The following is an 18,556-nucleotide window of genomic DNA, read 5'->3' on the forward strand; positions in this document are numbered from 1 at the left end:
CATAATTTAATGAACCTTAACCATTTGCTCCCTGTCCAACCTCGTGACCGTGGACTAAGCTCAGACAGAGCAGGCCGAAACCCGACACAGATCGCGGCCGGCCAGAACGGATGATTCCAGCCACCCATAACCAAAACGAATCGCCACCAAGGCGACCGTAAACCCAACGGGGATATTGCGTGCATTAGAAGCTAAAGAACCGCGAGCGAGGGGCTACCCATGAGCATACTGCAGCAGTTTAAAAACCGGTATGAGAGCACCCAGGAAGAAGAATACAGCCTCGAGGAATATCTCGAGATCTGCAAGAAAGACCCAACGGCCTATGCATCGGCCGCAGAACGACTACTGATCGCCATCGGCGAACCTGAGTTTGTCGATACGTCCCGCGACCCACGTCTGTCGCGCATCTTTTCCAACAAAATCATCAAGCGATACCCGGAGTTTTCCGAATTCTATGGCATGGAAGAAGCCGTAGAAAACATCGTGTCGTTCTACCGGCACGCAGCTCAGGGCCTGGAAGAAAAGAAACAGATCCTTTACCTGCTGGGACCGGTTGGTGGCGGTAAATCATCACTGGCGGAAAAGCTCAAATACCTGATGCAGAAGGTGCCCTTCTATGCCATCAAGGGCTCCCCGGTAAACGAATCCCCCCTGGGGCTTTTTGATCCGGCAGAAGACGCGGCCATCCTGGAAGAAGAGTACGGGATCCCAACACGCTACACCAAGAACATCATGTCCCCCTGGGCAGTGAAACGCCTGCACGAGTTTGGCGGCGATATCAGTAAGTTCCGCGTGGTAAAAAAATACCCTTCTGTGCTGGACCAGATTGGCGTATCCAAAACCGAACCGGGAGACGACAACAACCAGGACATTTCTGCCCTGGTGGGCAAGGTGAACATCCGCATGCTGGAGGATTACTCCCAGGATGATCCCGATGCCTACAGCTTCAGTGGCGGCTTGTGCAAAGCCAACCAGGGGCTGATGGAATTTGTGGAGATGTTCAAAGCGCCCATCAAAGTACTGCACCCACTGTTAACCGCAACTCAGGAGGGCAACTACAACACCACCGAAGGCATGGGTTCGGTGCCATTCGATGGCGTTATTCTGGCTCACTCCAACGAGTCGGAGTGGCAAACCTTCCGCAACAACAAGCACAACGAGGCGTTTCTTGACCGGGTGTATATCGTCAAGGTGCCTTACTGTGTGCGGGTTACGGAAGAAGTGGAGATCTACAAGAAGCTGCTGAAAAACAGCTCCCTTGCCGGCTCGCCCTGCGCACCGGACACTCTGGACATGCTGGCGCAGTTCTCTGTGCTCTCCCGCATCAAGGAGCCGGAGAACTCCAGCATCTTCTCCAAGATGCGGGTTTACGATGGCCAGAACATTAAAGACACAGACCCCAAAGCCAAATCCATTCAGGAATACCGGGATGCTGCAGGCGTAAACGAAGGCATGGACGGCCTCTCTACCCGGTTTGCGTTCAAGATTCTCTCCAAGGTGTTCAACTTTGACACCACCGAAGTGGCCGCCAACCCGGTTCATCTGCTGTATGTAATTGAGAAGCAGATTGAACAGGAGCAATTTGCGCCAGAAGTTCAGGAGCGCTACCTGCGCTTCATCAAGGAATTCCTGGCACCGCACTACGTTCAGTTTATTGGCAAGGAAATCCAGACAGCCTATCTGGAAAGCTACAGCGAATACGGGCAGAACCTGTTCGACCGCTATGTGACCTATGCCGACCTGTGGATTCAGGATCAGGAGTTCCGGGATCCTGAAACCGGTGAAATTCTCGACCGCTCTTCTATCAACGAGGAACTGGAAAAAATCGAAAAGCCGGCGGGCATCAGCAACCCAAAGGATTTCCGCAACGAGGTGGTCAACTTTGTGCTGCGGGCACGAGCCAATAATCAGGGTGAGAACCCGTCCTGGCTCAGTTATGAAAAACTCCGCAGCGTGATCGAGAAGAAGATGTTCTCCAACACCGAAGACCTGCTGCCGGTTATTTCATTCAATCCCAAAGCCAGCCAGGAGGATCAAAGCAAGCACAAGCAGTTCGTCGAACGTATGGTCGATCGGGGCTACACCGAGAAGCAGGTGCGCCTGCTTGCAGAATGGTACCTGCGAGTTCGCAAGTCGCACTAGCAGGGCAGTATGGCCGGGCACAACCGGCCTGCAGCTTTTGCCCCGAACGTGTAAGTGGAGTGTGAATTATGGGTATGACCCACATTGTCGACCGACGACTGAATGGCAAGAACAAGAGCGCGGTGAACCGGGAGCGGTTTTTGCGCCGCTACCGGCATCACATCAAGAAGGCGGTTTCGGATGCGGTGCACCGGCGCTCAATCACCGACATAGAACGGGGGGAGAGCGTCAGTATTCCCACGCGGGACATTGATGAGCCGGTGTTTCATCACGGCCAGGGTGGTCATCGCGAGATGGTTCACCCGGGCAACCGGGATTTTGTAACGGGAGACCTGTTGCCCAAGCCCGAAGGTGGTGGCGGCCAGGGTCAGGGGCAAGGCAATGCCAGCCCAGATGGCGAAGGCATGGATGAATTTGCCTTCCAGATTACCCAGGACGAGTTTCTGAACTTCCTGTTCGATGATCTGGAACTCCCGAACCTTGTCCGAAAGCAGCTCAAGGATACCGAGTCCTTCAATTATGTGCGTTCCGGGTTCAGCACCCAAGGCGTACCCGCCAAGCTCGACGTTATCCGGTCACTGCGCGGTGCCCATGCTCGCCGGTTGGGTCTGGGTGGCGCACGCAAGAAGAAAATTCGTGAACTTGAGGCCCAACTCGCGGACCTCAAAAGCGCGCCTGCCGATCTGGATGCAGCCTTCAGCCACGATGATCAAATCCGGGTGCTTGAGGACGAAATTGCCCGGCTGAAAGCCAATGTAAAACGCATCCCCTTCATTGATGAAATCGACCTGCGCTACCGACAGCACCTGAAGCAGCACAAACCGGCCACCAGCGCCGTCATGTTCTGCCTGATGGATGTGTCCGGTTCCATGACCCAGATGCACAAGGATACCGCCAAACGGTTTTTCATCCTTCTCTACCTGTTCCTGAAAAAGAACTACAAGAAAATCGATGTGGTGTTTATCCGCCACCACACCAGCGCCAAGGAAGTGGATGAAGAAGAGTTTTTCTATTCCCGGGAAACCGGTGGCACCATTGTTTCCAGTGCTTTGAAGTTGATGCACAAGATCATCGACTCCCGCTACTCGCCTGCAGAGTGGAATATCTATGCAGCCCAGGCCTCCGATGGCGACAACTGGAACGACGACTCCCCCATCTGCGGCAAGCTTTTAACTGACCGCATTCTGCCCCTGGTGCAGTACTTTGCCTATGTGGAGATTACGCCTCAGGATCACCAGATGCTCTGGCACGAATACGAGCGGGTACAGGAGCAATTTCCGGGGAGCTTTGCCCAGCAGCAAATTGCCGACCCGAGCGAGATCTACCCGGTTTTCCGTCGGTTGTTTGAAAGGAAAGCGGCATGAGCGATGCAATAGACCGCCCCAATGCGCCAGGCAATGACAGCCCGGCCACTCGCAAGCCCATCTCCACTGGCTCGGAATGGACCTTCGATCTGATTCGGCAGTACGATGAAGAAATCGCCAAGTGCGCTGCCGAGTTCGGCCTGGACACCTACCCCAATCAGGTTGAAGTAATCAGCGCCGAGCAAATGATGGATGCCTACAGCTCGGTTGGCATGCCGGTTGGCTACAATCACTGGTCCTTCGGCAAGCAGTTTCTCAGCACCTCCAAAGGCTACCAGCGCGGGCAGATGGGGCTGGCCTATGAAATAGTCATCAACTCCAACCCCTGCATTGCCTACCTGATGGAAGAAAACACTCTGCCCATGCAGGCACTGGTCATCGCCCATGCCTGCTATGGCCACAACTCCTTCTTCAAAGGCAATTACCTGTTCCGCACCTGGACAGACGCCAGTGCCATTATTGATTACCTGGTGTTTGCCCGGAATTATGTATCCGAATGCGAAGAGCGCTATGGCGTGGATGCAGTTGAGCAAATACTGGATTCCTGCCACGCGTTAATGAACCACGGCGTTGACCGTTACAAGCGACCTGCACCCATTTCTGCCGCCAGGGAAGCCCAGCGCCAGGAAGAGCGGGAAGAATACCTGCAACGGAGGGTGAATGATCTGTGGCGCACCATTCCAAAAATGAGCGAGGATGAAGACCCGGTAAAGCGCAAAAAACGCTACCCGGAGGAGCCCCAGGAAAACCTGCTGTACTTCATCGAGAAAAATGCCCCGCTACTGGAAACCTGGCAACGGGAGATTATCAGGATTGTGCGCAAGCTGGCTCAGTACTTCTATCCACAGCGCCAGACCCAGGTGATGAACGAAGGCTGGGCTACCTTCTGGCATTACACCTTGCTGAACAGAATGTACGAGAAAGGTCTGGTAACCGATGGCTTCATGCTGGAGTTCCTGCAGAGCCACACGGCGGTTGTGTACCAGCCACCATTCAATAGCCCCTGGTACTCCGGCATCAACCCTTACACTCTTGGCTTTTCGATCTTCACCGATCTGCGCCGAATCTGCGAAACACCCACCCATGAGGATCGCGAATGGTTCCCCGACATCGCCGGCACAGACTGGGTGAAAACCCTGCACTTTGCCATGGCCAACTTCAAGGATGAGAGTTTTATCCAGCAGTTCCTTTCGCCCAAAGTGATGCGGGACTTGAGGCTGTTTGCCATTGAGGATGACGATATGGAAGACAACTACAAGGTAACGGCCATTCACGACGAGCCAGGCTACCGGGAATTGCGGGAGAAACTGGCACGCCAGTACAACCTCAGTTACCGGGAACCCAATATTCAGGTGTGGAACGTGGATTTACGGGGCGACCGCTCACTGATGCTCAGGCATGTGCCGGTGGACAGAGTGCCTCTGGGCAAAGATACAGAAGAAGTGCTGCGGCATGCACACAGGCTCTGGGGCTTTGATGTGCATCTTGAAAGTGTCGACGAAGGTAGGGTGTTGCATGAGTACCATTGCCCGCACCCGCCGCCGTTAACCCCCTGAGCGCAGCTGGGCCAGGGGCAGAATCACTTCGGCTCGCAAGCCGCCTTCGGGGCTGTCATCCAGCCGGAGCTCGCCGCCGTGCAACTCCACCAATTCAGTAACTATCGATAGCCCCAGCCCGGAACCGGACTTTGCTTCATCCAGCTTGCCACCACGGCTCAGAGCCTGCTGACGGGTTTCCGGAGACATGCCAGGCCCATCGTCTGAAACGCTGAGCACCAGCCAGCCCCCTTCAACGGTGCCGGTCAAATTTATGAAACTTTTAGCCCAGTTGATCGCATTTTCCAGCAGATTTCCGACAATTTCCTGCAAGTCCTGGGCATCAATCCGCACCCTGAGCCCTGAGTTCAACTCGCTATGAAACTCCAGGCCGCGCCTGCCCGCTAGGCGCCGAACACCCTCAACCACGGGCTTGAGTACGACAATGAGTTCCTGTTCCGCTCCCAGTGCGACCGGTCCTGCTGCGGAAGCACGGGCAAGATGGTGCCTTACAGCCTCATCCAGGCGTTTAAGTTCCGCAGCCATGGCCTGTTGCTGCTCCTGGGGCAAGCGCTCTACCAGAGTGCCCAGTACCGCGACCGGAGTTTTCAGGGCGTGAGCCAGATTACCGGCAGCTGTTCTACCCCGCTCCATCAGGCGCTGATCTCTATCCAGCACGGTATTGATCGCGTCCGCCAGCCGTGCCAACTCTCTGGGCAGGTTCGTCTCAATGGCTGGTTGGCGACCCTGTTCTACCGCTTTCAGGCTTTGTTCAATCCGGCGCAGAGGCGCCAGTCCCCAGCGGATCTGCAATCCGGTCAGCACAATAAGAAGACCGCCCAGTGTCGCCAACGACAACCACAGTAAGGTCTGAAACCTCGCAACCTGTGCTTCGACTTCATCCAGGCTGGCGGCCACCTGCACATGTAAAACCTCATCAAGGTTGGGAAGGCGTATATCGCGCTCCAGCAACCGGAGCTGTTTATCTCTGGGCCCGATGATGGTTCGAAAGGCCATGCCAGGCTCATGAGAAATGGCCAGCCGTTGATCCCATAGCGAGCGGGAAGTAAGCACCCGCTCACCCTCATCACGCACTTGCCAGTACCAGCCCGAAAACACACGATCAAAACGGGAATCACCCAGCTGTCTGTTGGTCACCAGAGTGTCTTGCCGAACATCATAACTGACGCCGGCAATGACCACATTGAGCAGGCTTTCAAGTCGTTCATTGAAGGCGGTATTCACCGCCTCCCTGAAATTCCACGACAACAGAGCGCCGGCAGCCGGCAGTATCAGCACAGTCAGCACCAGTGCCGACGCCAGCATTCGTGTGGCTATTGGAAGTCGGCGCAGCTTGTCTGCCGATATCATGATGCCGTGTTATCCGAAACCATCCGGTAGCCCCGGCCGCGCAAGGTTTCAATACTCCGGCTGCCCAGTTTTCGCCGCAGGCGGCTGACTTGAACATCAATCACATTGGAATCAGGCTCTGTGTCGCCGTCATACACATGCTCGGTTAACTCCGCACGGCTGACCACGCGAGGCGCGGCATGTACAAGATGGGAAAGCAGCCGGAATTCCTGAGCCGTCAGGGATACCGGCATTCCGGCACGGGTAACCTGTGCACTGTGTGTATCCAGAGAAATATCTCCTATGCGGATAACCGGGTGGGCGTGGCCATGGGCCCGGCGCACCAGGGCTCGCAACCGGAACAGGATTTCGGCCGTTTCAAACGGTTTGGTGACGTAGTCATCGGCGCCCGCAGAAAAACCTGCGGCTTTGTCTGACCAGCGTTCACGCGCGGTCAGAATCAGAACCGGCAACTCAATGCCCTGTTCGCGCCATCCGGACAACCATTGAGCGCCGTTGCCATCGGGTAGCCCGAGATCCAGAATCACTGCGTCGTAGCGCTCGGTAGTGATCAGAAAATCCGCGGTACGGCCGTCTCCTGCGATCTCCACCAGCAAGCCGGCATCCTCAAGTGAAGCGGCAAGCCCCTGTGCCAGCGGTTGATCATCCTCTACCAGTAAAATTTTCATTGGCGCTTCATTCCCTTGATGTTTTTGCCCTCAATGCCGATCAGCTCACCGGTTACTGCGTCCACTTCAAACTCCACCACCTGGCCTTGTGAGCCCAGCAGTTCGATTTCGTAGATCCGCCGGCCATCGTCTTCCTCAAACTCCACATCAATCACCTGGCCATCCCAGTCGCGCAGCAGGCTGTCCAGAATATCACCCAAGGGCTTTATGCGGCCGGCCTGCACCTCTTCATGGAGTTTGCGCCAGTCTTCATCTGCGGAGGCTGGCATGGGAAGGGTCAGGCACAAGGCAATGGCAAACGCCGCAACAATAAACGCAGCGGTGGGGATGATCAGCTTCAGAAGATAGCAGGGCAGTTTTTTCATGGGTTCATTCTGTCAGAGCCAACATGAATGAACCATGAACGAAACACTCACCCTCCTGCAAGCAGGCGTTACTTAAGATGCACTCAACGCTCAGGAAGCCCTGCATCAGCCAGCTTGCCTCGGGCGCATTGCCACAAGCACTGAAAAGACGATTGAAAGACACATTGCAACCAACGAGTCAGGAGTAACACAATGAAAAAACTTATCGCATCTGTACTTGCCGCCAGCCTTGTTGCCGCACCACTGGTCTTTGCATCCGGAACCATTGACGACGCCAAAGGCGCCATCCAGATCGGTTCGGACTATGGTATTTCCCACTTTCACAGCATTGAACTGGAAGATGACCGCAACGATGATGGCAACATGGAAATCGAAGGCTGGGTAGATGGGGAGTGGTTTGTCGAGCTGGATGTAAGCAGCGATGGCACCATTCAAAAAGAAGAGCGCCGCAAGCGTACAGATGGCCCCTGGGGCCTGTCTGCCGCCGAAGTATCTGATTACATTGATGCCAGTATGAATCAGGGCATGAGCCGGATTGAGGAAATCAGCATCAACGCCAAAGGCGATATTGAAGTGGAAGGTGATAACGCCGACGGGTATGAGTTGGAAATCGATTTCCGCAATGGCAGTCTGGAGCCTACCAAAATAGATAAAGACGGCCGGAAGTAATTACCTGATCATTGCCGGCGAGGGAGCGCCGGCAGCTCCTACTCCCCAAGGCCCGCCGTGGTTTTGGGGATAACGCGCCGACCATACATAGCCAGCAAAAATCCGATCGGGAACATGAGCACGCCGTAGACCGCTGCCGGAATGGACATAGTGCTGGACTCCAGCAGAGTGAGCGTGACCATCAGGCCAATCGTTCCATTCTTAACTCCCAGTTCCACCGCCACCGCCAGGGATTCCCGCTGCGTCAGGCTAGCTGCACGGCCGGCGAGCAAACCGATAAAAATGCCCGCCCCGTTCAGCAACAGGGTTGCCGGTCCCGCTTGCGCAAGAAGCTTCCAGATCTGATCCCGCGTTCCGTAGACAAGCGCCACAATCAGCACCGCCAGCACAATGCCGCCAAACACACTCACAATACTCTCTGCCTTGCGCGCCACTTCAGGTTTGCGAGAACGCACCAGCATACCTATCGCCACCGGCAACAGAACAATACCAACCAGCATGCCAATGGTTTTCCCTACCGGCAGCGTAATGTCCTCTTCGGTACCCATGTAAAACTGAAGAGCCATATTGGTGATCAGTGGCAGAGTAATAATGGTAATCAGGCTGGCGCTGACGGTCAGCACAATGGAGAGGGCGATATTACCCCGGGCAAGCAGTACAAACAGGTTGGAGGTGGTCCCACCGGGGCAGGCGGCAATAATAATCAACCCCACCGCGATGGCGGGCGGCAGTGCCAGTAACGACGCCAACGCAAAGGCAATAATGGGCATTAATACAATCTGCGCGACTGTGCCCACAACCATGCCTTTGGGGTAAACGGCCACCTGGCGAAAATCACGAAGGGTGAGGGTCATGCCTATACCGATCATAATAATAAACAGAGCGATTGGCAGTCCGGCTGAGATAAGGGGGCTGGATTCCACAGCGCCTCCGATGTTGTTGTTTTTATTAATCCAATACTGTGAACCTATCACAAGCGTTTCACTTTCGGGAGCATGAATGTAACAAAAGCCTCGAACAGCTTGTGATCCATTCTTACTTTTTTTCATCCAGGTGATCGTCTGTCGGGTCTACAACCCGTATACTTGCAAGCAACAACTAAAAGTCCAACTTTTCAAAGTCCAACTTTCAAGCCCCCAATTGGGCAGAGGTGCGCAAGGAATGAAACGCCTGGGAACACTGGATGCCTCGTGGCTCGCTGTAGAGTCTGAAGACACACCAATGCATGTCGGTAACATGCTGATCTTTTCGCTACCGGAGGGTGCTCCTGACACCTTCCTTCGCGATATGGTGCGCAGCATGAAGGAAACCGGGGAAATTGCGCCCCCCTGGTGTACAAAACTGGCCTGGTCAGGCGCGATCGGCCGGCTAATTGCACCGGCCTGGATACGCGATAAGAATCTCGATCTTGACTACCACGTACGCCACTCAGCCCTGCCAAAACCTGGCGGCGAAAGGGAACTCGGCGTTCTGGTATCGCGCCTGCACTCCAACCCTCTTGATTTCGCTCGCCCGCTCTGGGAATGCCACGTTATTGAAGGTTTGGAAAACAACCGCTTTGCGCTTTACACCAAAATGCACCACTCAATGATTGATGGTATCAGTGGCGTGCGTTTACTCCAGCGGGTTTTGAGCAAAGACCCTGGTGAGCGAGGCATGTTGCCGCCTTGGGCTATGCGGCCAGAAAGGCTCAAACCCCGCAAGGGCGAGACCAGGCATAGTGTTCCCGCCATTTTTTCTCAGGCATTGGGGGCGGTCAAACTGCAGGCTGATATGGCACCCACGCTGCTGCGTGCGGGTAACCGTCTCATGCAGTCTGCTCGCCACCCGGAGACCGGCCTTACTGCACCCTTTGCCGGGCCGGTATCCAAGATCAACCACCGGGTAACAGGCCAGCGCCGCTTCGCCACGCAGCACTACCAGCTTGATCGCCTGAAAGATCTGGCCCACATATCCAAGTCATCCCTGAACGACATCGTTCTTTATCTATGCGGCACGGCACTTCGGCACTTTCTGATGGAGCAGGGTGATCTGCCAAATACCGCTCTTACAGCAGGCATTCCCGTAAACATACGGCCTGCAGATGATCAGGGCACGGGCACGGCAATCAGCTTTATGATCGCATCTCTGGCCACAAACGAATCCGATCCACTTACTCGTTTGCAGAACATCAAGACATCCACCCATCAAGCAAAAGAACACCTGCAAAAGCTGCCAAAGAGCGCCCTCACCCAGTACACCATGCTGCTGATGTCGCCTTATATTCTGCAGCTTTTATCAGGCCTTGGCGGCCGTATGCGCCCAGTGTTCAACGTTACCATCTCGAACGTACCCGGCCCTCAGGAACCCTTGTATTACGAGGGTGCCAAACTGGAAGCCATGTATCCGGTTTCGTTGATTGCCCATGGCGGCGCACTGAACATTACCTGCCTGAGCTACGCGGGATCGTTGAACTTCGGGTTTACCGGATGCCGGGATACCCTGCCCAGCATGCAGAAGCTTGCGGTGTACACAGGAGAAGCTTTGGATGAACTGGAGAAGTTGATTCTTCCGCCCAAGCGCAAACCGAAAAAAGCACGGGTCAGCAAAAGCGCGAAGCCTTGACCGCAGGCAGCCCTGTGTTCAGGGCTGCGGGTTGTTCCAGTGGGCCGCACCCACAAAGATAAGCTGAAGGAAGCGGCATGTTCGCTTCCTTATTTGCTCTACCTGATACTCGTCTTCTGCCGACACACCGATCAGATCTGTAAGGCTGAAGGCCACACTGCGAACTACCAGATCACAGGTCATATCCAGATCGCCATCTGAAAGATGATCCGCCATTTTCAGACGCCGCAAATCGTTCGCCAGCTCACTGGCAAAATACCGCATTTCACTGCGAATACCGTCCTGAATTGCCCGACTTTCACCGGCTAGCCCCTGCGCCATAAACAGAAAAAAGCTGCGGTTTGCCTGGGCGTGACTGACAAAAATCCCCACCGACTCTTCAATCAGCTTGTCTGCCTGAAGCACGTTTTCCCGCGCCTCCCGCATCATTCGGCGCAGGACTAGTCCAAGCTCATCAACCAGCTGCAGCCCGAGATCGTCCATATTGCGGAAGTGCCGGTAAAAAGATGTGGGCACCACGCCAGCCTGGCGGGTCACCTCACGAATACCAAGACTGGCAAAATGCCTGCCCTTGCCCACCAATGTAAGCACCGCACTCATCAGCTTGTCACGGGTTTCACCGGGCTTGCGCCTTTTTCGTTCCGACATCACCTGCCCATACTGCCGTTATCATTGAGTCCAAGTCACAAGTGTACACAGACGAGGACTTTAAAACACCGGATACTTGTCATATTGCGCCAAAGAAACCATCTCCATTGTGCGCCCGAAAGGCCATGTGTACAGTCGTACACAACATGTGAACAAGTGTACACATTAGTCAGACCGCATAAGGAGAAAGCATCATGCTGGCAAGAATTCCCCAAACACGAGCTCTGCACTGGCTAGGAAGGCAGCTTTTTAACCGGAATGATCCGGCTGCCTTCTTCGATCCATTGCTTGAGACACTCAACCCCATGCTGGTGCAGGGGCAAACCCTCGCAAGGGTTGAGCAAGTAATTCAGGAAACCTCTGATACCCGCACATTTACACTGAAACCTGCCGCACGCTGGGCGGGTTTTCAAGCGGGCCAACACGTAAACATTTGCGTTGAGATTGATGGCGTTCAGCGCACCCGCACCTTCAGTCTTTCAAGTTCTCCGGAGTTGTGGGCCAAACAAGGGCTTGTCACCTTGACCATCAAACGTCTGCCGGGCGGCCTGGTAACCAACTGGCTGCACGACAACCTGAGTGAGGGTCAGGTGCTGGGACTGGGCGAGGCCTTCGGCGATTTCCTGCTGCCAGAACCCCCGCAGCCTGTGCTCTTTATTGCCGGCGGTAGCGGGATTACGCCCGTTTTAAGCCATCTGGAAACTATGGCAGCTCAGGATTTCCGGGCACCGGTCACTCTGCTCTATTTCGTGCGCACCCAGCAGGACATCATTGCCGCCGAGCGTTTGCATGCTCTTGAACGCCGCTACAGCGCGCTGACTTTGAGAATCATCGCGACGGATGAAAGCGACAAACCCCGGTACTTAAAAAGCCAGGACCTGAGCACTGTGCCCGGGCTCAAAGCAAGGCAGGTCTACCTGTGCGGCCCCAAGGGACTGATGGACCTGGCCAAAAAGCAATTGCACGAGCATGGCATACGCAAAAAAGACATCCACAGCACCTTTTTTTCCACCGCAGCGCCGGCACTGAATGCCGACCTTGCGAACCAGGTTCTTGGCGGCAAGGTTCAGTTTGGAAAGAGCAATCTGGAAGCCAGTTCTGAGGGCGACGCCAGTCTTCTGGAAATCGCAGAGGCGTCCGGTCTTTCGCCCCGCCACGGCTGTCGTATGGGCATATGCCACCAATGCAGCTGCCGCAAAACCAGCGGCACAGTGATTAACCGGCTCACAGGCAAGGCTTCCGGGCCAGGGGAAGAGAGCGTTCAGCTTTGCATATCCATCCCCCATGGCCCTGTCACCATCGAGATTTAAGGAGCAACCCCATGTCACAGATGACCGAAGACCAGCTCCAGGAATTGGCACAAGATCTGAACAGCATCCGCGATGAAATCGTCGCGGATCTGGGAGAGCGTGACGCCAATTACATTCGCCGCGTAATTCGCTTGCACCGCGCCCTCGAAGTGGGTGGCCGGGTAATGATGCCGTTCGGTTTTATCCCACCCGTTTTTGTGGCGGCAACGGTCTCACTGGGCCTTTCCAAAATCATAGAGAACATGGAAATTGGCCATAACGTGATGCACGGCCAGTATGACTGGATGAACGACCCCTCTCTGCATTCTCAAACCTACGAGTGGGACACCGCCTGTTCATCCGACTCCTGGCGCCGCACGCACAATTACGAACACCACACCTACACCAACATCATCGGCAAGGATCGGGACTACGGCTATGCACTTCTGCGCCTGAGTGATGACGAACAATGGCATCCAGCCCACAGCCTGCAGTTTTTAAGCTATGTGATGCTCAGCGTGTTCTTCCAGTGGGGCGTTGGCTTGCATGAACTGGAGTTTGAGCGGGTAAGGCGCGGCGAGATTCGCCTGCGCGACAAGCTTCCGTTTTTGAAAGACGCGCTTCACAAAGGTGGGCGTCAAGCCTTCAAGGATTATGTGTTCTTTCCGCTCATTACCTTTCCTGTGGCGCCCATCGTGCTGGCCGGAAACCTTGGCGCCAACCTGATGCGCAATCTGTGGTCGTCCACGGTGATTTTCTGCGGCCACTTTACGGAGGACGCTGAAACCTTTGATGAGAAAGACTGCGAGAATGAAAGCAAGGGGCACTGGTATCTGCGCCAGCTTACCGGCTCGTCAAACTTCACCGGCAACAAACTTATACACCTGCTTAGCGGGCACTTGAGTTATCAGATAGAGCATCACGTTTTCCCGGACCTGCCAGCACACCGGTACCCCGAGGTTTCCGAAAGGGTTCAGAGCGTCTGCCGCAAGCATGGCATCCGCTACAACACCGGTAGTTTCAGGCACCAATACGGCACGGTCGTAAAAAGAATACTGAAGTACTCGTTACCGGACCGTTTGCGCATGAGGCTTGAGAGCCAACCGGCCTGAAACAGGCCGGGAATGGAAAAGAAAAAAGGGGGATATCAGGCGATCTGCAGCAGTCTTAATAATTGCGGTTGATGCTGCTCATTCATGATGTCTTTCAGCGTGTACTTATCGAGCACCGAGAGGAACGCCTGCAAGGCCTCCCCAAATATGGGTTTGAGACCACAAACCGGGGAGATTTTGCAGGTGTTTTTAGAGGAGTAACACTCAACAAGACTGAGGTCATGCTCTGTGTCACGCACCAGCACACCCACGTTGATGTCTTCAGGCGCCCTGTGCAATCTCATACCACCTTTTTTCCCACGCACCGTTTCAATGTAACCCTTCTTGTTAAGCTGGTGCACGACCTTCATCAGATGGTTTTTGGAAATGTCGTAGCTGTCTGCAATTTCCTGGATCGTTGTCAGGCGATCACCCTGCACCGTCAGATAAATCAACACGCGAAGCGAGTAATCGGTGTAACGGGTAATGTGCATTCAACACTCCGGTTATTCTGTGAAAGCGATCAGTACGAGGGTCTGGTAAGCAAATAAGACGCTACACCCGCGAGGAAAGTTCCCGAAATGGCCAAAACCACAGTGGCAGCGCCCATCGCGAACAAAATTCCCCAGCTCAGCAACATCATGCCACATGCGAGAACTTTGGCCCTTAAGGGTATAACCCTATTCCGGCGCCAATCCCTGATAGCAGGGCCAAAAGACGGATGCTCTTCAAGCCAGCTGGCAAAAGCAGGGGAGCCCTTGCTCGCAAAAAAGGCCGCCAGCAGCACAAAGGGCGTGGTCGGCAACAATGGCAAGACCACCCCGATTGCGGCTAACCCTATGGATATGTACGCAAGAACCCTGAAACCGGTCTTTCCGGATCGCACGGTCATAGCGGGACCCTCAGCACTGTTCAATCTTTCACCTATTCTATCGCTAATCAGTGAACAGGTCTCCCCAAGCGGCTTAAAAACACGAGCCGTGCGACGTAGGATATTTTGATACCAACGGCAAACAACAAGGTACCCACATGGGCAAGGATTTGAATCATCATGGGAAACCGGCCTGCCAGCGGATACGCCATCAAGACTGTGGCAACCAACCCAATCAGAGACCACACCATCGCACTATTGGCTCGAAACAGCAGTTTTTCCATTCTATCCCCCAGCAAAATATTTTCTGGCTTACGCCGCCAGCCATTAACATGTATTTTATAGTAATGTTACGGTCAAAAATCAATCATTTTCTGACCGGATCAAAAAGACCCGCACAATGCTTGCCATTAAACTGAGCTGCCAGGCTTACCCCGCGAGGGGTATCTGATTAGGGGTTTGATTCTGCGATACTGGAGCTATACTCAATCCGTAAGCGCATTCAGCAGTTACAGGAAAGAAACCAATGCCCAACAGCAAGCTGACAGACCGTTTTGGCAGAACCGTCAACTACGTACGCCTGTCCGTTACCGACCGCTGCGACTTCCGCTGCGTTTATTGCATGGCAGAGGAGATGACTTTTCTCCCCCGGCAACAGGTTCTGACGCTTGAGGAGATTGCCCGGGTTGCCAAAACATTTGTATCCCTGGGCACGGAAAAAATCCGTCTTACAGGTGGCGAGCCTCTGGTTCGCAAAGACATTATTGAGCTGGTTCGGGAGATAGGCACCTACGGCCTGCGTGATTTCGCCATGACCACCAATGGCAGCCAGCTGCCCACCATGGCAGAACCTCTGCGCAAAGCGGGCCTGAAGCGACTGAATATCAGCCTGGACTCTCTGGACCCGGAAAAATTCGCAAGCATTACGCGCACCGGCAAACTGTCGCGGGTACTGGAAGGCATAGACGCTGCAAAAGACGCCGGCTTTAAAGGCATCAAGCTGAACACCGTTGTAATGAAAGGCGGGAATGATCACGAAGTTCCGGATTTGATCGAGTTTGCCCGGAAGAAAAACGTCGACATTACCTTTATCGAAGAAATGCCTTTGGGCGAGATTTCCGAGCACGATCGCGGGCAGGCACTGTGCACCAGTGATGAGGTGCGCGACATTGTTCGCCAACACCACGACCTGATGCCAACCCCTGAAGACTCAGGCGGCCCCGCTCGCTATTACCGAATGTCAGACAGCCCAATCAAGGTAGGCTTCATTTCGCCCCACTCCCACAACTTTTGCTCCACTTGCAATCGGGTGCGGGTAACCGTTGAAGGCCGATTACTTCTATGCCTGGGTAACGAGCATTCTGTAGACCTTCGCCGGGTACTTCGGGGCCACCCGGTGACCGATGACAAACTGCGGCAAACCATCATAGACTCCATGGACCTGAAGCCGGAGCGTCATCACTTCTCCAGCAACGGCGATGTGCAGATCCTGCGCTTCATGAATATGACCGGAGGGTGATCCCCTCCGGTATTAGTCACGCTCCCCGCCAAACCATGCAAAGCACTGCTAACCCACAATAATAATTATCAGGGCATACCCATGAAGAAAACTGGCGCGACTCTCGTTCGCCATGCGTTGGAACAGCTCGGCATACGTCGCACATTCGGCATCCCAGGCGTTCACACCACCGAAATCTATGATGAACTGAACCGCTCAGAAAGCATTGAGCCAACCCTTGTCACCCATGAGTGTGGTGGAGCCTTCATGGCCGATGCCATCAGCCGCACCGGTGCCGAACTTGGCACCATGCTGATCGTACCGGCGGCAGGTGTTACCCACGCTGCCAGCGGCATTGGTGAAGCGGGTATCGATGGCATCCCCATGATGATCATTTCCGGTGGAATCCATTCAGAATCCGGACACAGATACCAACTCCATGAGATGGATCAGCACGCTCTGCTCAAACCGATCACCAAAAAGACCTGGCGCATTGCCAGCCACCGGGAAATCATCCCTACCCTTTACGAAGCCTACGACATAGCCATGGGCGGCGAGCCCGGGCCGGTCTTTATCGAAATCCCGGTCAACATAAGCAATTTTTTGGGCGACGTGGATGACATGCCTCTTTACAAGGCGCAACCCGAACCAAAGCAGCCAGAGCAGTCGCTGGTTGATGCCGCAGCCCAGGCACTGGTGCAAGCAAAGCAACCGGGAATTTTCGCAGGTTGGGGTTCGGTTGACGCACAGGCTGAGCTGATCGAGCTGGCAGAACTGCTGGATGCACCCGTTTCAACAACCCTTCAGGGCCTTAGCGCCTTCCCGGGCAACCACCCTCTGCACACCGGGATGGGCATGGGTAATTACGCGGTTCCCGCAGCAACCAATGCTTTCGCAAAGATAGATTGCCTGTTAGCTATAGGAACCCGGTTCTCCGAAATCCCCACCGGAAGCTATGGCATTAACCCGCCAGAAACCCTGATTCACATGGACATCAACCCTGAGGTATTCAGCGCCAACTACCCGGCCAGCCATACCATCGAGGGAGATGCGAGGGTTACACTGCCCGCGCTTCTGAAAGCGGTAAAAACCTTGCAGCCCACTGCAGCCAGCACTGGAATTCGCGAGCAGATTGCCCAAGACAAAGCCGCCTACAAGAAAGAGTGGCGGGACCACGACAGCGGCGACCGGGTAAACCCGGAGCTGTTTTTCAGCCACCTGCGCGAACGCCTTGATGACGATGCAATTGTCGTCGCCGACGATGGTAACCATACCTTTCTGGTGGCCGAGCTATTGCCCATATTGGGCGCACGGAACTACATGTCTCCCAGCGATTTCAACGCCATGGGCTACTGCGTTCCTGGTGCTATCGGTGCAAAGCTGGCAAACCCAAAGCGCCAGGTAGTCGGCATTGTAGGCGACGGGGCTTTACTGATGACTGGCATGGAACTGGTAACCGCTGCGCGCCTTGGCGTCGGAGTGATGATTTTTGTGTTCAACGATGGCGAGTTGTCGCAAATCGCCCAGGCACAGCAAATTCCGTACAACCAGAAGACCTGCACTGTACTTGGCGCAATGGACTACGAGGCATTTGCCAAAGCCGTTGGCGTGGAGTTTGTTTCAATGGCGGGAAATGAGGATATTTCTGACAGCCTGGAGATCGCACTGCTGAAGTCGGCCGCCGGGCGGCCGGTTCTGGTAGACGTGCGCATCGACTATTCCAAATCGACCCGGTTCACCAAAGGCGTGGTAAAAACCAACCTTGGCAGAATGGCGACCCGGGACAAGGTGAGGATTGTAGGACGGGCTCTTTGGAGAAAAGTCCGGCCTTAGGCCTTAGTGCTTCATCTCCCCATGCATATCGCTATGCATGTCACCGTGCATATCACCCATGGGCATCTCAGTATTGAGATGCTCGAGGGTGATTGCGTCGTAGCGCAGCAATTCACCACCGTATTCCTTCATGAAATCATGGGCGGCCGCCTCTGTAGAGAAGGACGCCATAGTCTGGCCCATGGCACCTTTGCGTTCTGAACCAATTACGTAAACCGCTTCACGGGCGTCGATCAACGCCGTGTCGTCAGGGCTGGCCCATTCGGTTTGGCTCATGTCGTGAACGTAGAGAGTATGCTTGCGCATAACGTTCTCTGGCTGCAGTACCCAGGCAAACATGTCGCGAGTGGAGCAGAACTTGTGAACGGCTTGCTCTTTCTCGGTAATAACCTCGCCCTTGGGCCCTGGGAAACGGGTTATAGCCATGCCGCATACGTGGCACTCGTCACCGGATTCAATGTGCACTGGCGCAGGCTTTTCGACAACCTTATCTGCTTCGCCCGAGCATCCCACCAAAAGCAGTGCGAACATCAACAATAACGGCAGGGATTTTAATTGAGCAAACTTCATGGAGCTCTCCATAGTGTTTTAGCCATAGTGTGGTTACG

The 18,556-nt window shown here is 54.6% G+C and carries 18 protein-coding genes; 9 read left to right on the forward strand and 9 right to left on the reverse strand.

Annotation, left to right across the window (positions count from 1 at the left end; all coding sequences use genetic code 11):
* Positions 1–219 precede the first annotated feature (219 nt).
* The 3 genes from FE848_RS10715 (at position 220) to FE848_RS10725 (ending at position 5,062) form a co-directional block, all read left to right on the forward strand.
* Positions 220–2,142 carry a PrkA family serine protein kinase gene (locus tag FE848_RS10715; protein ID WP_200202808.1) on the forward strand — a complete coding sequence of 641 codons (1,923 nt, stop codon included), beginning with the start codon at positions 220–222 and terminating at the stop codon, positions 2,140–2,142.
* Between the two features lie 68 nt (positions 2,143–2,210).
* Positions 2,211–3,506, forward strand: a complete 1,296-nt coding sequence (locus FE848_RS10720; protein WP_200202809.1) for a YeaH/YhbH family protein — start codon at positions 2,211–2,213, stop codon at positions 3,504–3,506.
* Entirely contained in the window at positions 3,503–5,062 is a 1,560-nt protein-coding gene (locus tag FE848_RS10725) for a SpoVR family protein (protein WP_200202810.1), read from the forward strand. Before FE848_RS10720 ends, FE848_RS10725 begins: the two co-directional genes overlap by 4 nt.
* On the opposite strand, the gene FE848_RS10730 is transcribed toward FE848_RS10725, so the two are convergent.
* Genes FE848_RS10730 through FE848_RS10740 form a run of 3 tightly spaced genes read right to left on the reverse strand, consistent with a single transcriptional unit; the run spans position 5,051 to position 7,445 of the window.
* Positions 5,051–6,412 (reverse strand): sensor histidine kinase, encoded by a 1,362-nt coding sequence (locus FE848_RS10730; RefSeq protein ID WP_200202811.1) that lies wholly within the window; start codon positions 6,410–6,412, stop codon positions 5,051–5,053. The two genes, FE848_RS10725 and FE848_RS10730, sit on opposite strands and share 12 nt — an antisense overlap.
* Positions 6,409–7,080, reverse strand: a complete 672-nt coding sequence (locus tag FE848_RS10735) for a response regulator transcription factor (RefSeq protein WP_200202812.1) — start codon at positions 7,078–7,080, stop codon at positions 6,409–6,411. The genes FE848_RS10730 and FE848_RS10735 overlap by 4 nt, the downstream gene beginning before the upstream one ends.
* Positions 7,077–7,445 (reverse strand): PepSY domain-containing protein, encoded by a 369-nt coding sequence (locus FE848_RS10740; protein ID WP_200202813.1) that lies wholly within the window; start codon positions 7,443–7,445, stop codon positions 7,077–7,079. Before FE848_RS10740 ends, FE848_RS10735 begins: the two co-directional genes overlap by 4 nt.
* A gap of 192 nt (positions 7,446–7,637) precedes the next feature.
* On the opposite strand from FE848_RS10740, the gene FE848_RS10745 reads away from it, so the two are divergent.
* Positions 7,638–8,114 (forward strand): hypothetical protein, encoded by a 477-nt coding sequence (locus FE848_RS10745; protein WP_200202814.1) that lies wholly within the window; start codon positions 7,638–7,640, stop codon positions 8,112–8,114.
* Between the two features lie 38 nt (positions 8,115–8,152).
* On the opposite strand, the gene FE848_RS10750 is transcribed toward FE848_RS10745, so the two are convergent.
* Positions 8,153–9,037: a bile acid:sodium symporter family protein gene (locus FE848_RS10750; RefSeq protein WP_200202815.1), complete on the reverse strand. Its 885-nt coding sequence runs from the start codon at positions 9,035–9,037 to the stop codon at positions 8,153–8,155.
* Positions 9,038–9,275: 238 nt separating this feature from the next.
* On the opposite strand from FE848_RS10750, the gene FE848_RS10755 reads away from it, so the two are divergent.
* Positions 9,276–10,718, forward strand: a complete 1,443-nt coding sequence (locus FE848_RS10755) for a WS/DGAT/MGAT family O-acyltransferase (protein WP_200202816.1) — start codon at positions 9,276–9,278, stop codon at positions 10,716–10,718.
* Between the two features lie 18 nt (positions 10,719–10,736).
* On the opposite strand, the gene FE848_RS10760 is transcribed toward FE848_RS10755, so the two are convergent.
* A complete protein-coding gene (locus tag FE848_RS10760) occupies positions 10,737–11,366 on the reverse strand; it encodes a TetR family transcriptional regulator (protein WP_200202817.1) in 630 nt (209 codons plus the stop codon).
* A 194-nt stretch (positions 11,367–11,560) separates the two neighbouring features.
* Here FE848_RS10760 and FE848_RS10765 point away from each other — a divergent pair, with 194 nt between their 5' ends.
* On the forward strand, positions 11,561–12,676 hold the full coding sequence (locus FE848_RS10765; protein ID WP_200202818.1) for a ferredoxin reductase: 1,116 nt from the start codon (positions 11,561–11,563) through the stop codon (positions 12,674–12,676).
* A gap of 11 nt (positions 12,677–12,687) precedes the next feature.
* The gene (locus FE848_RS10770; protein ID WP_200202819.1) at positions 12,688–13,767 is read left to right on the forward strand and encodes a fatty acid desaturase family protein; all 1,080 of its coding nucleotides are present in this window, start codon (positions 12,688–12,690) and stop codon (positions 13,765–13,767) included.
* A 35-nt stretch (positions 13,768–13,802) separates the two neighbouring features.
* Here FE848_RS10770 and FE848_RS10775 read toward each other — a convergent pair whose 3' ends face one another.
* Genes FE848_RS10775 through FE848_RS10785 form a run of 3 tightly spaced genes read right to left on the reverse strand, consistent with a single transcriptional unit; the run spans position 13,803 to position 14,901 of the window.
* Entirely contained in the window at positions 13,803–14,240 is a 438-nt protein-coding gene (locus FE848_RS10775) for an RrF2 family transcriptional regulator (RefSeq protein ID WP_200202820.1), read from the reverse strand.
* 29 nt (positions 14,241–14,269) lie between these two features.
* Complete coding sequence (locus FE848_RS10780; protein WP_200202821.1) at positions 14,270–14,638, reverse strand: YbaN family protein; 369 nt, start codon at positions 14,636–14,638, stop codon at positions 14,270–14,272.
* A gap of 47 nt (positions 14,639–14,685) precedes the next feature.
* The gene (locus tag FE848_RS10785; RefSeq protein WP_200202822.1) at positions 14,686–14,901 is read right to left on the reverse strand and encodes a hypothetical protein; all 216 of its coding nucleotides are present in this window, start codon (positions 14,899–14,901) and stop codon (positions 14,686–14,688) included.
* Positions 14,902–15,143: 242 nt separating this feature from the next.
* Here FE848_RS10785 and moaA point away from each other — a divergent pair, with 242 nt between their 5' ends.
* Together moaA and FE848_RS10795 are read left to right on the forward strand one after the other, a co-directional pair.
* Entirely contained in the window at positions 15,144–16,136 is a 993-nt protein-coding gene (gene moaA, locus FE848_RS10790) for a GTP 3',8-cyclase MoaA (RefSeq protein ID WP_200202823.1), read from the forward strand.
* 81 nt (positions 16,137–16,217) lie between these two features.
* Entirely contained in the window at positions 16,218–17,948 is a 1,731-nt protein-coding gene (locus tag FE848_RS10795; protein WP_200202824.1) for a thiamine pyrophosphate-binding protein, read from the forward strand.
* A 3-nt stretch (positions 17,949–17,951) separates the two neighbouring features.
* Here FE848_RS10795 and FE848_RS10800 read toward each other — a convergent pair whose 3' ends face one another.
* Positions 17,952–18,518: a nitrous oxide reductase accessory protein NosL gene (locus tag FE848_RS10800; protein ID WP_200202825.1), complete on the reverse strand. Its 567-nt coding sequence runs from the start codon at positions 18,516–18,518 to the stop codon at positions 17,952–17,954.
* Positions 18,519–18,556: the final 38 nt, after the last annotated feature.

Origin of the sequence: Marinobacter sp. 1-3A (assembly GCF_016597775.1) — a bacterium.
GTDB classification, from domain to species: Bacteria; Pseudomonadota; Gammaproteobacteria; order Pseudomonadales; family Oleiphilaceae; genus Marinobacter; species Marinobacter xiaoshiensis.

What these genes read in the sequence shown, in the direction of transcription:
- FE848_RS10775 (WP_200202820.1), bottom strand. Translation starts at nt 14,240, where the DNA reads ATGCACATTACCCGTTACACCGATTACTCGCTTCGCGTGTTGATTTAT.
- FE848_RS10760 (WP_200202817.1), bottom strand. Translation starts at nt 11,366, where the DNA reads ATGTCGGAACGAAAAAGGCGCAAGCCCGGTGAAACCCGTGACAAGCTG.
- FE848_RS10730 (WP_200202811.1), bottom strand. Translation starts at nt 6,412, where the DNA reads ATGATATCGGCAGACAAGCTGCGCCGACTTCCAATAGCCACACGAATG.
- FE848_RS10770 (WP_200202819.1), top strand. Translation starts at nt 12,688, where the DNA reads ATGTCACAGATGACCGAAGACCAGCTCCAGGAATTGGCACAAGATCTG.
- FE848_RS10765 (WP_200202818.1), top strand. Translation starts at nt 11,561, where the DNA reads ATGCTGGCAAGAATTCCCCAAACACGAGCTCTGCACTGGCTAGGAAGG.
- FE848_RS10795 (WP_200202824.1), top strand. Translation starts at nt 16,218, where the DNA reads ATGAAGAAAACTGGCGCGACTCTCGTTCGCCATGCGTTGGAACAGCTC.
- FE848_RS10785 (WP_200202822.1), bottom strand. Translation starts at nt 14,901, where the DNA reads ATGGAAAAACTGCTGTTTCGAGCCAATAGTGCGATGGTGTGGTCTCTG.
- FE848_RS10715 (WP_200202808.1), top strand. Translation starts at nt 220, where the DNA reads ATGAGCATACTGCAGCAGTTTAAAAACCGGTATGAGAGCACCCAGGAA.
- FE848_RS10780 (WP_200202821.1), bottom strand. Translation starts at nt 14,638, where the DNA reads ATGACCGTGCGATCCGGAAAGACCGGTTTCAGGGTTCTTGCGTACATA.
- FE848_RS10800 (WP_200202825.1), bottom strand. Translation starts at nt 18,518, where the DNA reads ATGAAGTTTGCTCAATTAAAATCCCTGCCGTTATTGTTGATGTTCGCA.
- FE848_RS10720 (WP_200202809.1), top strand. Translation starts at nt 2,211, where the DNA reads ATGGGTATGACCCACATTGTCGACCGACGACTGAATGGCAAGAACAAG.
- FE848_RS10735 (WP_200202812.1), bottom strand. Translation starts at nt 7,080, where the DNA reads ATGAAAATTTTACTGGTAGAGGATGATCAACCGCTGGCACAGGGGCTT.
- FE848_RS10725 (WP_200202810.1), top strand. Translation starts at nt 3,503, where the DNA reads ATGAGCGATGCAATAGACCGCCCCAATGCGCCAGGCAATGACAGCCCG.
- FE848_RS10745 (WP_200202814.1), top strand. Translation starts at nt 7,638, where the DNA reads ATGAAAAAACTTATCGCATCTGTACTTGCCGCCAGCCTTGTTGCCGCA.
- FE848_RS10740 (WP_200202813.1), bottom strand. Translation starts at nt 7,445, where the DNA reads ATGAAAAAACTGCCCTGCTATCTTCTGAAGCTGATCATCCCCACCGCT.
- moaA (WP_200202823.1), top strand. Translation starts at nt 15,144, where the DNA reads ATGCCCAACAGCAAGCTGACAGACCGTTTTGGCAGAACCGTCAACTAC.
- FE848_RS10755 (WP_200202816.1), top strand. Translation starts at nt 9,276, where the DNA reads ATGAAACGCCTGGGAACACTGGATGCCTCGTGGCTCGCTGTAGAGTCT.